Genomic DNA, 15925 nt, shown 5'->3' with positions numbered 1-15925 from the left:
CTTTTTTTGTATGTATATATTTATTACTATATTTGCCTCAAAAAATAAGTCTAAATAAAAGATAAGTTATGGAAAATATTTCCACAGCACATAGAACGACAATTTCAGACCTAAAAAAAGGGGAACGAGGTGTTATTAAACATATTGATATTGAGAATGTTCCATTAAAATTGATTGAATTGGGGTGCTTTGTTGGAAGTGAAGTTATGGTTATTGAGAAATCGTTGTTTGGAAATCCTATCTACGTAAACATGAATAACTCCTATCTTTCTATCCGTAAAGAAATGGCTTCATTAATTGAAATTGAAAAAATATGACAAAAGACAGCATACGAGTGGCTCTTATTGGGAATCCTAATACGGGAAAGACCTCTATTTTTAATGCTCTGACAGGGTTAAATCAGAAAGTGGGGAACTATCCGGGTATTACAGTGGAGAAAAAAATTGGATATTGTAAGCTTTCGGATGGAACAAAAGCAGAAATTATAGATTTACCTGGAACCTATAGTTTGAATGCTAACTCAATGGATGAACGCGTTGCTGTGAATATTCTGTTGAATAAAAAAGGGGAATTGTATCCCGATGTGGTAGCTGTTGTCACCGATGTTGAAAATCTGAAACAAAATATGTTGATTTTCACACAGATAAAGGATCTGAATTTGCCTACGATTTTGATTGTTAATATGGCCGACCGGATGGAAAAACGTGGCATCAGTATTGACATTCAAGCCTTGGAGAAGGAGTTACGAACAAAAGTGGTTTTAGTGAGTACGCGAACAAAAAAAGGATTGAATGAACTAAAAGATATTATTACTAATTATGCTGAACTTTCAACCGATAAGTTTTTTAATATCAATAGCTTAGATGAAGGGTATTTCACAAGGATAGCAGATTTATTTCCCAAAGAAAATCCATATAAATTGTGGCTAATAATTTCTCATAACGTAGATATTATCGACCAATACAAAGAAATTGATCTCAGTGGTGTAAAAAGTTCAAAATCAGAGAGCGAAATTAAGCGATTGAAACAACGTGAGACCATTTTGCGTTACAAACATATTAATGAAATCTTAAAAAAGACTTATTCCGTTAATCTGGCTGATGCCCGAGGACTTCGTGCTTCACTTGATAAAATTTTGATTCATAAAGTATTTGGATATCTAATTTTTGCACTTATCTTACTGCTTGTTTTTCAGGCCGTTTACGATTGGAGTTCTTACCCAATGGATTGGATTGAAAAGGGATTCGATTGGCTTTCAAGAAAGGCTGAGCAAATCTTGCCCGAGGGAGCTTTGACAAATCTGCTGACTCAAGGAATCCTTCCTGGAATTTCAGGGATAGTTGTGTTTGTACCTCAGATTTCTATTTTGTTTTTCTTTATCTCTCTATTGGAAGAAAGTGGCTATATGAGTAGGGTAGTGTTCTTAATGGATAACCTGATGAAACGCTTCGGACTTAACGGGAAAAGTGTTGTACCTCTCATTTCAGGGGTTGCTTGTGCTATTCCTGCCGTAATGGTTGCCAGAAATATCGAGAGTTGGAAGGAGCGACTTATAACTGTGTTAGTTACTCCTTTTATGACTTGTTCCGCTCGTTTGCCTGTCTATCTGATAATCATTGCATTAGTAATTCCTGATGGTAGTGTTGGCTTTATCAGTTATAAAGCTCTTACTTTATTAGCTCTCTATGTTTTGGGATTTGTGGTGGCATTGTTATCAGCTTTTATTTTGGATAAGATACTGAAAATTAATAAAAATAAAAGTTTTTTCATTGTAGAAATGCCTGATTATAAGATGCCTTTACTACGGAATGTGGGGACTACGGTTTATGAAAAAACCAAAAGTTTTGTGTTGGGAGCAGGAAAAATTATTTTGGCAATCTCTATAATTCTTTGGTTTTTAGGCTCTCACGGTGTTGGCGAAAAATATGAGAATATTGAGGCAGAAGCCGAAGTACTAGCACAGCAAAATCAATGGGACAAAACAGAAAAGGCTCATTTTGTAGAATCTATGCAGTTGGAATATTCTTATTTGGGATATATCGGGAAAGCCATAGAACCTGTTTTCAAACCTTTGGGATATGATTGGAAGATTAGTATTGGGGTTTTGTCATCATTTGCTGCACGTGAGGTGTTTGTTAGTACCTTGTCATCGATTTACAGTTTAGGAGCCGATTTAGATACGGAAGAGGAGGAGGGAGAACGCACTATTTTGAATAAATTACGAAGCGAAGTTCGTCCCGATGGAACGCCTGTCTACACCTTCGCCACTGGTATTTCGTTATTATTATTCTATGCCTTTGCCATGCAATGTCTCAGTACTATGGCCATTGTTAAACGAGAAACCAACAGTTGGAAATGGACAGTAATACAGTGGTCTTTTATGACAGGCATAGCCTACTTGAGTGCGATGATTGCATTTGTATGGTTGAGTTAGAGAATGCTACGGTAATTAGCTGTTTTTTTTCACATACAGTTATTTCGAGAAAAATATACAATGATTGATTCTAAATCCTTGTAATCTTTCTTTTTTATTCGTAAGTTTGTGGTTCTAATACAAAAAATAAAGAAAATATATGAAAAAATATGATGTTGTAGTCATCGGTTCAGGGCCTGGAGGATACGTAGCTGCGATTCGTTCGGCTCAGTTGGGATTTAAAACTGCAATTGTTGAAAAATACAACACCTTAGGAGGTACGTGTTTGAATGTAGGATGTATCCCTTCAAAAGCTTTGTTAGATTCATCACATCACTACGAAGATGCCCTAAAACATTTTGCAGCTCACGGAATTGAAATCACTGGTGAGGTAAAAATCAGTTTAGAAAAAATGATTGATCGTAAAAAGACCGTAGTAGAGCAAACGTGTGCAGGTATCAATTTTTTGATGGATAAAAATAAAATTGATGTATTCCATGGAGTAGGGAGTTTCGTGAATAATACCCAACTTAAGATTACGAATGAGAACCAAGTTGAGGAAATTGAGGCAAAATATACCATCATTGCTACAGGTTCAAAACCTTCGACCTTACCATTCATAACCGTTGATAAAGAGAGAATCATAACTTCAACAGAAGCTTTAAAACTTAAAGAAATCCCTAAACATTTGATAGTTATAGGAGGAGGAGTTATTGGATTAGAATTAGGTCAAGTGTATAGACGTTTGGGCGCAGAAGTTTCCGTAGTGGAATATATGGATAGTATTATCCCTACGATGGATAAAGGTTTAGGAAAAGAACTCACAAAGGTACTTAAAAAACAAGGTTTTAAGTTTTACACAAGTCACCAAGTTAAAGAAGTTTCACGTTCAGGTGAGGTAGTAAATGTTAAGGCTACTAATAGCAAAGGCGAAGAAGTTAGTTTGCAAGGGGATTACTGTTTAGTAGCTGTTGGTCGTCGTCCCTATACCGAAGGATTAAATCTTGAAGTGGTAGGAGTGAAAAAAGATGAGCGAGGTAGGGTAGAGGTAAATAGTCATTTGCAAACCTCGGTACCTAATATTTATGCCATAGGAGATGTGGTTCGAGGGGCGATGCTTGCCCACAAAGCAGAAGAAGAAGGGGTTTTGGTGGCTGAGCAATTGGCAGGACAAAAACCACACATTGACTATAATCTCATTCCAGGAGTGGTTTATACATGGCCAGAGGTGGCAGCTGTCGGAAAAACGGAAGAACAATTGAAAGCTGAAGGAGTTGCCTTCAAAGTGGGTCAATTCCCAATGCGTGCCTTGGGACGTGCCCGAGCGAGTATGGATGTTGATGGCTTTGTCAAAATTTTAGCTGATGCAACAACGGATGAAATTTTGGGAGTGCATATGATTGGAGCTCGTGCTGCCGATATGATTGCAGAAGCCGTGACCGCAATGGAATTCAAAGCAAGTGCTGAAGATATTTCTCGTACCAGTCATGCTCACCCAACTTTTACAGAAGCTATTAAAGAAGCTGCTTTAGCAGCAACCGATAATAGAGCGTTACACGTTTGATAAGGGTTCATAAAGTTTATAATCCAAAAGAGATTGTCTCAAAGACAATCTCTTTTTGGATTTGTAAAATAAGCTTGTTTTCCGGTTTTTAATACAATATCAGTTGGTTGCTTTCCAATTCAAGTAAAAACTTCTTACGCCAGAGCCCTCCTGCATAGCCTATGAGGGAGCCATTTTGACCAATTACTCGATGGCATGGAACAATAATCGCAACTGGATTCATTCCGTTGGCGGAGGCAACTGCCCGAATGCCCTTGATGTTACCTAAAGTGATAGCTTGTTCTTTATATGAAATCGTTTTTCCGTAAGGAATGTTGAGAAGTGATTCCCACACTCGTTGTTGAAAATCCGTACCGCGAAGATCTAAAGGTAAATTAAACTCGGTGATTTGCTTTGAAAAGTAGGCTTTTAGTTGCTTTTCTAACTCTAAAAATAGAGGAGTTTTTTCTTCAACAATAGAGGCTTGAAAGCATTTTTTTAACTTATCTAATTCTATTTCGGTTTGTTCATTGTCATAAAAATCTAACATACAAACTCCATGGGAAGAAACACATGCTAACAATTCCCCGATGGGTGTGGTTATGTAGCTCTTATAAATGGTGTTTTCTATCATCAGAAATGAAAATTAAATTGAATGTAGCCTATTTTTGCTAACCGACTTTCAAACCATGCTGAAGTTTTTTTCAAGTCGAAAGTATTGTTATCCTTTGTAACACTGTATTTTATAAAGAATCCAGGTTCCGTACATATAGAAAAGTGCTTACTAATTCTATATAAAATTCCAAAAAAAGGATTGATTGCTAGTGTTTTAGTTCGCTGCTTTCGCGAAGTATAATCAATATGCCTTCCCCATAGGTCGATTCCATAGTAGAACGACCAATTTCCACTTTGTTTAAATATTGTTTCTACCCCAATTTTTAGACCAATATCGTAAATGGCATCATCTGTAGTTTCTATTCGATAATCTCCAGCCAAGCGATAACCGAGTTTTTCCTTAGGAGAGTATTTGTATTCAAACAAAAAAGCATTAGCGTCACTCGGAAAGGCCATATTCACGAATTTAGATATACCAATTCCAACCTGATGCTTTTGTGTTGTAACAAAAGAAACATTGCTCTCCTGTTGAGCGAGAGCAATGTTTGCTATAAATAATATTGTAAAAAAAATGATTATTTTATTCATTATTTTCTTCCTTCAAAAAATCTTTTGAAAATCTTTTCTACTCTTTCAGGAAAGTCTGAAACGAAATTCTCAGCTTTCTCTTTTGAACCATCTTCAAAAATCAAATAAGGAATTAATTTTTCAGTATTATCTTTTTCAAGTTTTAAATCAGCTATCTTTTTTGAGTTTTTGAACACCTCTGATTTGATGAATGAGTTAATTTCTTCAGCTGACATATCATCGATGTTCTTTTTGGAACCATAAAGTCCTTTTAAATCAGCTAAACTTCTGATTATTAATTCATTATGAGATATTTCTAAAGTGATTTTTTCGATATCTGATTCTGGATTGATATTTTCAATGTCGGTGTGAGTTAGCTTTACTTCTCCTTTCAATGATGTAGAACACGCGTTTGGAGAACTGAAAACAAAGTCTAATCTGAATATATTTTCACTGGTTTTATTCCATTTTAGATTTGCAGTAAATGGGTTTGCATATGCTTCAATATCTGCTTTTTCAATCATAATTGATTCTCCTGTCTGCATGTATGCGACATCATTTACCTTTATGCTGAAAATTTTAGAAGAATCAACGGTAACTGAAATATTCCCTCTTTTAGGCAACTTAACTTCTTTGCCTTCAATTGTGAATGTTTGGTCTGTATAGCCATCTAAAATCAGTGTGGCGTTGTTAGTAGTTGCGTCTTTTTTTGAAGGGAAATGCAAAGTTATGTTATTTCCGTTGCTTTTTTTCCATTTTTTAGATGTATTGTCCCAAGTGTAGACTCCTTTCATTAATTGATAATTAAAAGAGTCTTCAAACACATCACCATACTGATCTTCAAAAGCATCAGATAAGATACTCATCCAAGAGTGATTTTCTACTTGAGTATAAACATATTCATAAGGAGGATTTCCGTATGTATGAGTTGTTGTTACTGTTTCGGCAATGGTAAAAAAACTCTCGTAGAAGAAATTAGAAAAGCCTCCATCGTTTAAATCTTTAAGACAATTGTAAAAATTGTCAGTTGTTTGCTCAATGAATTGTTTTGCTTCTTCTCGAGATAGCGGAGTTGTGTCATCTTCTTTTCCGTCTTTAGAACAACTCACAAACGTGATTGCAACTAAAAAAGCAATCGTAATTTTTTGTGTCAATCTTGTAAAATTCATAATATATTTTTGTCTGCAAAGGTATTTTTTTTTCTGTAGTGCATGATGTTTTTGTGCTTTTTTTAACAGTTTTTATCTGTTATTATGGTGCTAATCGTTCTATTCTCCAATCATAATCGTCCGTTAGTGTATATCGTATTCGGTCGTGTAAACGATTAGGACGACCCTGCCAAAACTCAATGGATTGTGGACGAACTAAATATCCCCCCCAGTATGATGGACGTAGCACTTCTTTGTTGATGTATTCTTTTTCAAGATTTTCTAGTGTTTCTTCCAAATAGTGACGACTTGAAATCACCTCACTTTGAGGCGAAACTAAAGCGCCTAATTTACTTCCGAGAGGTCGCGATTCAAAATAACCATCAGATAAATTTTCAGGTAATTTTTCAGCTATTCCCTTGATAATTACTTGTCGTTCCATATTAGCCCAAAAAAATGAAAGACATACATTTGGGTGAACTTCAATGGCTTTGCCTTTTTCACTTGAGTAGTTGGTAAAGAAAATAAATCCTTCGTGAGTGTATTTTTTTAGCAATACCACTCGGGCTTTGGGAAAACCGTCCAAGCCTATGGTTGAAACCGTCATTGCATTAGGTTCGTCCACTCCGCCACTTTCTTCTACTTCGTAAAACCACGTTTGAAACAATTGCAATGGATTTTCAGGGATATCATTCTCAACAAGAACTTTTTTATCATAAATTTTTCGGTAATTTCCTAAATCTTTCTCCATAGAATAGTTGTTTTGAGATCACAAAAGTACGTAAAAACCATGAGAGGTAACAAATATTTTTCTATATTTGTACCTTATTTTTAAAACATAAAGCACAATGTCATTACAAGCTATATCTCCTATTGACGGTCGTTATGCCGATAAAACAACTTCCTTGATTCCTTATTTTTCGGAAGAAGCTCTTATTAGATATCGAGTTTTGGTTGAAATTGAATATTTCATTGCTCTTTGTGAGTTGCCATTGCCACAGTTGGAAGGATTCCCTACTGAATTATTTCCTGAATTGAGAAATTTGTATATAAATTTTGATCAAGAGGCAGCAAAGGAGGTTAAAAATATTGAAAAAACTACTAATCACGATGTTAAAGCGGTTGAATATTTTATCAAAGCCGCATTTGACAGATTGAATATTTCCCAGTTTAAAGAATTTATTCACTTTGGCTTAACTTCACAAGATATTAATAATACAGCTGTTCCGCTTTCGCTAAAAGAAGCTACTTCAAATGTTTATTATGTTGAATTACAAGGTGTGATAGATAAATTGGCTCAGTTGATTGATGAATGGAAAGATATTCCACTATTAGCACGCACTCACGGACAACCTGCATCACCCACTCGTTTAGGGAAAGAATTTGAGGTTTTTAAAAAACGTATTGAAGAACAAATAAAACAATTAAAGGCTGTTCCGTTTGCTGCAAAATTCGGAGGTGCCACAGGGAATTATAACGCTCATAAGGTTGCATATCCAGCTATTGATTGGAAGGCTTTTGGAACTCAATTTGTAGAACAAAAATTAGGGCTACACCATTCATTTCCAACCACGCAAATTGAGCATTATGATCATTTAGCAGCAATGTTTGATGCATTCAAACGTATTAATACCATACTGATAGACTTCAACCGTGATGTATGGACGTATATTTCAATGGATTATTTTAAACAGAAAATCAAAGCAGGTGAAGTAGGATCATCAGCGATGCCACATAAAGTCAATCCTATCGATTTCGAAAATTCAGAAGGAAATTTAGGAATTGCAAATGCCATTTTTGAACATTTGTCTGCAAAATTACCCATTTCTCGCTTACAGCGTGATTTGACCGATAGTACCGTACTCAGAAATATAGGAGTTCCTTTTGGACACACGCTCATTGGACTTAAAGCAACCCTCAAAGGGCTGAACAAATTGCTATTGAATGAAGAAAAAATTCGTTGGGATTTGGAGCAAAATTGGTCAGTAGTGGCAGAAGCTATTCAAACGATTCTGCGTCGTGAAGGTTATCCAAATCCGTATGAATCCCTCAAAGGATTAACACGTACGAACGAAAAAATTAATCAACAAACCATTGCAGCGTTCATCGAAACCTTGGAAGTTTCTGACGTTATAAAAGCCGAGTTAAAAGCCATCAAGCCAGAAAATTACACTGGAATTTAGATAAATAATTCAAAAAGAGCTATTTGAGGAATCTAAAACTTTTTTTGATTCCTCGAATAGCATTTTTATTCCTCATTCCATTCATCTGTAGGCAAAGCTCTTTTTAAAATAGCTTCGGGTAAGGATTTTTTAGATTTTACCCCCATAGCTCTTAGCCGTTCAACGCTACGTACCAGATTTCCTTTTCCTTCTACAAGTTTATTCATAGCGTTGCTATATTCCCCTTTCGCTTCATCCATTTTTTTACCGATTTTAATCAAATCAGAGACGAAGCCTTCAAATTTGTCATACAAAGCCCCTGCCTGACGCGAAATTTCATAGGCGTTTTCTTGTTGTTTTTGATTTGTCCACATGGAGTCAATGGTGCGAAGAGTAGCCAATAAGGTCGTTGGAGTCACGATTACAATGTTTTGAGCAAAGGCTTTGGTGTAGAGCGATTCATCTTCTTGTAGAGCTACCGCAAAAGCAGGTTCAATGGGAATAAACATCAACACAAAATCAGGGCTTTGAGTATATAAGTCCTCGTATTTTTTACTAGAAAGTTGTTCAATATGCCTACGTATGGAATTAGTATGTTGCTTTAAAAATATAGGTCTTTCTTCCTCTGAAGCATTTACAAAACGTTCATAATCAGTAAGTGAAACTTTTGAATCCACAATTATTTTCTTTCCATCTGGTAAGTGAATAACCACATCGGGAATTGCTCGAGTGCCATCTTCACGTACAAATGACTCCTGAACAGTATATTCCCGCCCCTTTTCCAAATTGGATTTTTCGAGTACTTTTTCCAGCACCAACTCACCCCAGTTCCCTTGAATTTTACTGTCACCCTTCAGTGCTTTCGTCAGATTTTCAGCCTCTTTCGTAATTCGTAGATTTTGGTTTTGCAGGTCAATAAGTTGCTGTTTCAAAGCCGAGTGAATACTGATATTTTCTTTTTGGCTGTGTTCTACTTTTTGCTCGAAATCTTTGATTTTTTCTTGCAGTGGATTCAGAATATTCTTTAAATTTTCACGGTTTTGTTCTGTGAATTTAGATGATTTTTCTTCCAAAATTCGGTTAGCTAAATTTTCAAATTCTTTGGTAAACCTTTCTTGAAGCTGTTCAGATTCTTTATCTTTTTCTCTGAGTTTAGTTATCAAGTGATCTTTTTCAACATCCGATTTTGCCAAATAAAGACTTAACTCCTCTTTTTCTTTTCGGATTTCTTCCTTTTCACCTTTTTCGATTGCTAAACGATTTTCTAACTCTTGAATCGTTCGTTGTTGCAACTCCTCTCGTTCCAAAGTTGTGGAAAGTAAAGAGTTTGTTTTTAATTTATTGATGTAATTTCCGATGAAAAATCCGACAAGTAAACAGAAGAAAATCAGTAATATATATATGATTGCATCCATAAAGAGTGATGTTTTTGTTAAAATTATTTCTACGAAGAGCAAATATACTTTAATCTTTACATAAAACAAAAAGAAAAGGGATAGATTTCACAACCATCCCTTCTCAAATCACTAACTAAAAAACTCAATCACTATGATTACTTTATAACATTCAACGAAGTTTCTTAAAAAGAAGCTAACATTTTTATTTATATCTGTTATACAGTCATACTAAAAATTTTTGTATTCGGTATATTCCGCTGTAAACGTAGATCAAACGCCATACACAAATTCCTCACAAAAGGTCTTCCCTCATTGGTTACTCGTATGCTTTTCTCCCTCAGCTCAATAAGACCGTCACTGACCATTTCATTTAATTTTGATTTAATGGACTCTATTTCAGAGATGTGCATTTTATCTTCCTCCCATGAAGTATTGAAATGACACATCAAATTTAGGATATGTTGACGGATAATTAGATCCTCTTCATTTAAGATATGTCCTCTAAAAACAGGGATCTCATTCCGCTGGATCCGTGCGTAATAATCCTCCAAATCTTTCTCATTTTGAGCAAATCCGTACCAGCTATCACTGATAGAGGACATTCCTAAACCAATCATTACCTGGGTTTTTGAGGCTGTGTACCCCATAAAATTTCGGTGTAAGCTGTTGGTTTCAAATGATTTGTACATTGAGTCAGTTGGTAAAGCAAAATGATCCATACCTATTTCAACATATCCTGCATCTATCAAATGTTTCTTGCCAGTTTCGTAGAGTAACCGCTTTTCCTCCCCCGAAGGCAGGTTGCTCTCATCAAATCCCCGCTGTCCACTACCTTTAATCCAAGGAACATGGGCATAGCTATAAAACGCAATCCTATCAGGGTGCAAACTATTCGTTTTATCAATAGTAAACAGCACATCGTCAAGAGTCTGGAAAGGCAATCCGAATACTAAATCATGGCTCACGGACTTATATCCTATTTTTCTTGCCCATTCTGTAACTTTTTTTACGTTTTCGAACGGTTGTATGCGATGAATTGCCTTTTGAACTTTTAAAGAATAGTCTTGAACTCCAAAACTTACTCGTTCGAATCCTAAACTGTACAAAACTCTTAAATGAGTCTCTGTAGTGTTGTTAGGATGTCCTTCAAAGCTAAATTCTTTATCCTTAGCAATGTCAGCATATTCAAAAATGCCCTCAAGCAAACGTTTTAACTCTTCTGGTTTAAAGAACGTTGGTGTGCCTCCTCCCAAATGAATCTCTTTAATGAGAGGTTTTTCTTGCAACACATCTAAATATAATTTCCATTCTTTCAAAACAGCATCAATATAAGGACCCTCCATTTCGTGTCGTTTGGTGATGCGTTTGTGACATCCGCAGAAAGTGCATAAACTTTCGCAAAATGGCAAATGGATATAAAGGCTGATTCCCTCTGTTTTGTTGCTTTCGTGAAATGATCTTTTTAGACTATTTAGCCATTTATCATTCGAAAAAGATTCATTATCCCAATATGGAACCGTTGGATAACTCGTGTAACGCGGCCCCGCAACGTTGTATTTTTGTATAAGTGAAACAGTCATACTTATCAAGTACCCCGCAAAAATAGGGGAGTTTATGTTAATAAAAAATGATATATATCAGTTAGTTATAAAAAAAGATTTTTTGTACTCTTTTTTGGTTGATAATTTTGATTTTTATCACATCCAATGATGGAATTTTACAATTTTTAAAAAAAATGATGAAATTGTATTCGTAATATTTTGATTTTCAATTGTTAATTTATGACTTAATATTATATCTCTAACTTACGTATTAAAAAATAACAATATTATTTTATCAATCTAGCAATGTTTTAAATTTATTGAGTTCAGTACTTAATTGTATATATTTTTTAATGGTTCAACACTGGTTTTTCAGTATTTTGACCGCTTTTCATCGGCATTGGAGATTTGGCGTTAAGAAAATCAGTGAATAAAGCGTGAAAATTTTCCGTTGTTCGAATCGACCGCAGGAAGCAAGTTTCGAAAATTTGTCGGAAGCCGACTGCTTATTTTTTAATGCTCGTGCGGCTCGCACTTTTGATTCTTTTCGTCTAAGGAAAAGAACAGTGTATGAAAATAAATAATGAACTCAATAAATTTATATTTTTTACTTAATACGAATTTTAGTTGATTTTTGTGTTGATTACAAAGGTAAATAAAAATATTGAATAAAAAAATCGACCACACGCCTGAGTTAAAGTTTTTTATCAGAGGTGTAGCCGAAGTTTTATTTGAGCGATATCTAATTAACAACCTTATTCTCTTGGAGTTTTCATCTTGAAAGTTTCCATAAATTTGGTAGTGTAATTACCTGCGATATAATCAGGGTCGTCCATCAATTGTAAGTGGAATGGAATGGTTGTTTTAACGCCCTCTACCACAAATTCATCCAATGCGCGTTTCATTTTAGCAATGGCCTCTTCACGCGTTTGTGCCGTAGTGATTAATTTAGCAATCATTGAATCATAATTTGAAGGAATCACATATCCGCTGTAAACGTGTGTGTCCAAGCGGACTCCATGTCCGCCTGGAGCATGTAAGGTAGTGATTTTTCCAGGGGAAGGACGGAAATCGTTATATGGATCTTCAGCATTAATACGACATTCAATAGAGTGTAATTTAGGTAGATAATTTTTACCCGAAATAGGTACACCTGCGGCAACTAATATTTGTTCTCGAATCAAGTCGTAGTCGATAACCTGCTCAGTAATAGGGTGTTCTACTTGAATACGAGTATTCATCTCCATGAAGTAGAAATTACGATGTTTGTCTACGAGAAATTCTACAGTACCTGCTCCTTCATATTTGATATATTCAGCAGCTTTTACGGCAGCTTCCCCCATTCGTTTACGTAGGTCGTCTGTCATAAAAGGCGATGGGGTTTCTTCGGTTAGTTTTTGGTGACGACGTTGCACCGAGCAATCTCTTTCAGAAAGGTGACAAGCTTTACCATATTGATCTCCAACAATCTGAATTTCAATATGACGAGGTTCTTCGATGAGTTTTTCCATGTACATGCCATCATTTCCGAAAGCTGCTCCTGCCTCTTGTTTAGCGCTGTCGAGGGCTTTTTCCAAATCTTCTTCTTTCCAAACTGCACGCATTCCACGTCCACCACCTCCAGCAGTAGCTTTTAACATTACAGGATATCCCATTTCCTTAGCTACTTTTTTAGCATGGTCGAGCGATTCAATGAGCCCATCAGAGCCTGGAACCGTAGGTACACCTGCTGCTTTCATGGTTGCTTTTGCAGTAGCCTTATCACCCATTTTTTCAATCATCTCAGGGGAGGCACCAATGAATTTAATTCCGTGTTCTGCACAAATTTTTGAAAATTTTGCATTTTCCGATAAAAATCCATACCCTGGGTGAATAGCATCAGCATTTGTAATTTCTGCAGCAGCGATTATATTAGGTATTTTTAAGTAAGAATCTTTGCTTGCGGGAGGTCCGATACAAACGGCTTCGTCAGCAAAACGAACATGCAAACTATCAGCATCAGCAGTGGAATAGACAGCCACCGATTTGATACCCATTTCACGACACGTACGAATGATACGCAAAGCGATTTCTCCTCGGTTTGCAATTAATATTTTTTTAAACATAGTATTCAAATTTACGAGTTATTTAAACTATAATCATCTAAGTTGTTACTAATTAAATCGTTATAGTTCAAAAAGGTGAAATGCTTATCTTAATTAAGAAGGATCTACTAAGAACAATGGTTGGTCAAATTCAACAGGTGATGAATCATCTACTAAGATTTTCACTACTTTTCCAGAAACTTCTGATTCGATTTCGTTGAATAATTTCATAGCCTCAATGATACAAAGTACATCACCCTTGGCTATAGTGGAACCTACCTCAACGAATAATGGTTTGTCTGGACCTGGTCGTCTGTAAAAAGTTCCAATCATTGGTGATTTTACAACGATATATTTGTCATTATCAGTATTTGCAGTTGGTTTTGATTCAGCAGGATCAGCAGAGGTTGTAGGTGTTACTACAGCTTGTTGTAGAGGTATCTGAGGTACTGCAGATATAGGCATTTGTTGAACAAATACTTGCTCTCTAGCACTTTCATCAGGGTTGGTTTTGATAGTGATTTTAATATCCTCCATTTCAAGTTTCACTTCACTTGCCCCCGATTTGGCAACAAATTTGATTAGGTTTTGAATGTCTCTTAAATCCATAAGTATTCGTTATTAGATTATTGTCGTAATTATTTATGTTCTTAAATCATTTAGTAAGCCCATTTGAGGTAAACAGCTCCCCAAGTGAATCCTCCACCAAAAGCTGCTAACACAATGTTATCCCCTTTTTTGAGTTGTTTTTCGTAATCATTTAGCACTAATGGGAGTGTTCCAGAGGTTGTGTTTCCATATTTATGGATGTTTACCATCACTTTATTTTCCTCCAAACCAATACGTTGTGCAGTAGCGTCAATGATACGTTTGTTTGCTTGATGAGGAGCTAACCATTGTACATCGTCTTTTGTCAGGTTGTTGCGTTTCAGAATTTCCTCTGCCACTCCTGACATCCCAGAAACGGCATACTTGAAAACTGTTTTTCCGTCTTGGAAAACAAAATGTTCTCTGTTTTTTAGTCGTTCCTCGGTTATGGGATAAAGTGAACCACCTGCTTTAGTGTACAGGTAATTTCGCCCGATGCCATCACTTTTTAGAATTTCATCTTGTACACCGAATCCTTCAAAATTAGGCTCAAAAAGAGCTGCTCCAGCTCCATCTCCAAAGATGATACACGTGGCACGGTCTGTATAGTCAATTATAGACGACATTTTGTCGGCTCCAATTAGTAATACTTTTTTGTATCTTCCTGATTCAATGTATCTTGCAGCTACTGATGTTCCGTACAAAAAACTTGAACAAGCAGCTTGTAAATCAAAAGCAAATGCATTAGTAGCCCCAATTTCAGTAGCTACATAAGGCGCCGTTAACGCTACAGGCATATCTGGCGTTGCAGTAGCTAAAATAACTAAGTCAATCTCTCTAGGGTCTACACCTTTTTTATTGATTAAATCTTCTGCAGCTTTTATGGCCAAATAGGATGTTCCTTTATCAGGGTCTTTTAAAATGCGCCTTTCCTTAATTCCTGTTCGAGTAAAAATCCATTCATCGTTGGTTTCAACCATTTGTTCTAACATTTCGTTAGACAACACATAATCAGGAACATATCCTCCAATAGCTGTGATAGCAGCATTTATCTTTGTCATAGTAATTACAATACGTTTGATATATTTTTACTTGAAATCGTTATGAAAACATTGGCAAAGATACATATTTTCTTAGATAATACGGTAAAAAAGATGGTTTTTTTCGAGTACTTAGATTAAACCTCAGCTGTATACTATCGAAATATACCATGCCAATCAAGCTAAAGATTTGCTTATAGAAAGGGGGCATTTAAAACAATCCGTACAATACTGCGTCTATTTTATTTATAATCACACCCAAATCTTCCGGATTATCTACAAAATCAACGTTATCCACATCAATTATAAGTAACTTGCCCTTGTCGTATCCCTTAATCCACAACTCGTAGCGTTCGTTCAGTCGGTTTAAATAGTCGATTGAAATAGAGCTTTCATAGTCTCGTCCTCGCCTGTGAATTTGTTTCACTAAGTTAGAAATGGAACTTCTTAGATAGATTAATAAATCAGGAGCAGATACCAGTTTTTCCATCAGTTGAAAAAGAGAACTGTAATTGTCAAAATCACGTCCGCTCATTAATCCCATTTCGTGTAAATTGGGAGCAAAGATGTGGGCATCTTCGTAGATAGTGCGATCCTGAATAATGTCGTTGCCTTTCTCACGAAAATCTAAGATTTGCCGAAAGCGACTATTCAAAAAATAAATTTGCAGATTGAAACTCCATCGCTCCATTTGATTGTAAAAGTCATCTAAATATGGATTGTCAACAACGTCTTCATAATGAGCTTCCCAATGGTAATGTTTTGCCAAAAGAGTTGTTAAGGTCGTTTTCCCTGCACCGATATTTCCTGCAATAGCGATATGCATC

At 35.9% G+C, this 15925-nt stretch carries 14 protein-coding genes; 4 read left to right on the top strand and 10 right to left on the bottom strand.

What is annotated here, in order from left to right:
* Window positions 1-68: 68 nt before the first annotated feature.
* The 3 genes from CGC49_RS02440 (at window position 69) to lpdA (ending at window position 3977) form a co-directional block, all read left to right on the top strand.
* Complete coding sequence (locus CGC49_RS02440) at window positions 69-317, top strand: FeoA family protein (protein WP_042345664.1); 249 nt, start codon at window positions 69-71, stop codon at window positions 315-317.
* Window positions 314-2434 carry a ferrous iron transport protein B gene (feoB, locus tag CGC49_RS02435; protein WP_095911770.1) on the top strand — a complete coding sequence of 707 codons (2121 nt, stop codon included), beginning with the start codon at window positions 314-316 and terminating at the stop codon, window positions 2432-2434. Before CGC49_RS02440 ends, feoB begins: the two co-directional genes overlap by 4 nt.
* A 139-nt stretch (window positions 2435-2573) precedes the next feature.
* Window positions 2574-3977, top strand: a complete 1404-nt coding sequence (gene lpdA / locus CGC49_RS02430; RefSeq protein WP_095911769.1) for a dihydrolipoyl dehydrogenase — start codon at window positions 2574-2576, stop codon at window positions 3975-3977.
* Window positions 3978-4065: 88 nt separating this feature from the next.
* Here lpdA and CGC49_RS02425 read toward each other — a convergent pair whose 3' ends face one another.
* From CGC49_RS02425 to pdxH, 4 genes are all read right to left on the bottom strand, one after another.
* Window positions 4066-4590 carry a methylated-DNA--[protein]-cysteine S-methyltransferase gene (locus CGC49_RS02425; RefSeq protein ID WP_042008769.1) on the bottom strand — a complete coding sequence of 175 codons (525 nt, stop codon included), beginning with the start codon at window positions 4588-4590 and terminating at the stop codon, window positions 4066-4068.
* Window positions 4590-5159 (bottom strand): hypothetical protein, encoded by a 570-nt coding sequence (locus CGC49_RS02420; RefSeq protein ID WP_042008772.1) that lies wholly within the window; start codon window positions 5157-5159, stop codon window positions 4590-4592. The genes CGC49_RS02425 and CGC49_RS02420 overlap by 1 nt, the downstream gene beginning before the upstream one ends.
* Window positions 5159-6307 carry a hypothetical protein gene (locus CGC49_RS02415; RefSeq protein WP_095911768.1) on the bottom strand — a complete coding sequence of 383 codons (1149 nt, stop codon included), beginning with the start codon at window positions 6305-6307 and terminating at the stop codon, window positions 5159-5161. Before CGC49_RS02415 ends, CGC49_RS02420 begins: the two co-directional genes overlap by 1 nt.
* Before the next feature lie 82 nt (window positions 6308-6389).
* Window positions 6390-7037, bottom strand: coding sequence for a pyridoxamine 5'-phosphate oxidase (gene pdxH, locus CGC49_RS02410; RefSeq protein ID WP_095893335.1), 648 nt, complete (start codon window positions 7035-7037; stop codon window positions 6390-6392).
* A gap of 97 nt (window positions 7038-7134) precedes the next feature.
* Between pdxH and purB the strand changes: the two genes are divergently transcribed.
* Complete coding sequence (gene purB / locus CGC49_RS02405) at window positions 7135-8469, top strand: adenylosuccinate lyase (protein ID WP_042008781.1); 1335 nt, start codon at window positions 7135-7137, stop codon at window positions 8467-8469.
* A 65-nt stretch (window positions 8470-8534) separates the two neighbouring features.
* On the opposite strand, the gene rmuC is transcribed toward purB, so the two are convergent.
* The 6 genes from rmuC to CGC49_RS02375 all read right to left on the bottom strand — a co-directional run bounded on the left by rmuC (window position 8535) and on the right by CGC49_RS02375 (window position 15924).
* Window positions 8535-9863: a DNA recombination protein RmuC gene (rmuC, locus tag CGC49_RS02400; RefSeq protein ID WP_095911767.1), complete on the bottom strand. Its 1329-nt coding sequence runs from the start codon at window positions 9861-9863 to the stop codon at window positions 8535-8537.
* 197 nt (window positions 9864-10060) lie between these two features.
* Window positions 10061-11425 (bottom strand): oxygen-independent coproporphyrinogen III oxidase, encoded by a 1365-nt coding sequence (hemN, locus tag CGC49_RS02395; RefSeq protein WP_095911766.1) that lies wholly within the window; start codon window positions 11423-11425, stop codon window positions 10061-10063.
* Between the two features lie 716 nt (window positions 11426-12141).
* Window positions 12142-13491, bottom strand: a complete 1350-nt coding sequence (gene accC / locus CGC49_RS02390) for an acetyl-CoA carboxylase biotin carboxylase subunit (protein ID WP_042008789.1) — start codon at window positions 13489-13491, stop codon at window positions 12142-12144.
* 93 nt (window positions 13492-13584) lie between these two features.
* Entirely contained in the window at window positions 13585-14079 is a 495-nt protein-coding gene (accB, locus tag CGC49_RS02385; RefSeq protein WP_095911765.1) for an acetyl-CoA carboxylase biotin carboxyl carrier protein, read from the bottom strand.
* A 50-nt stretch (window positions 14080-14129) separates the two neighbouring features.
* The gene (locus tag CGC49_RS02380; RefSeq protein ID WP_095911764.1) at window positions 14130-15119 is read right to left on the bottom strand and encodes a beta-ketoacyl-ACP synthase III; all 990 of its coding nucleotides are present in this window, start codon (window positions 15117-15119) and stop codon (window positions 14130-14132) included.
* Window positions 15120-15309: 190 nt separating this feature from the next.
* On the bottom strand, window positions 15310-15924 hold the full coding sequence (locus CGC49_RS02375; protein WP_095911763.1) for a deoxynucleoside kinase: 615 nt from the start codon (window positions 15922-15924) through the stop codon (window positions 15310-15312).
* Window position 15925 lies beyond the last annotated feature (1 nt).

It is taken from the genome of Capnocytophaga sp. H4358 (assembly GCF_002302515.1).
GTDB classification, from domain to species: domain Bacteria; phylum Bacteroidota; class Bacteroidia; order Flavobacteriales; family Flavobacteriaceae; genus Capnocytophaga; species Capnocytophaga canis.
This window is presented reverse-complemented; position numbering and strand designations above follow the sequence as displayed.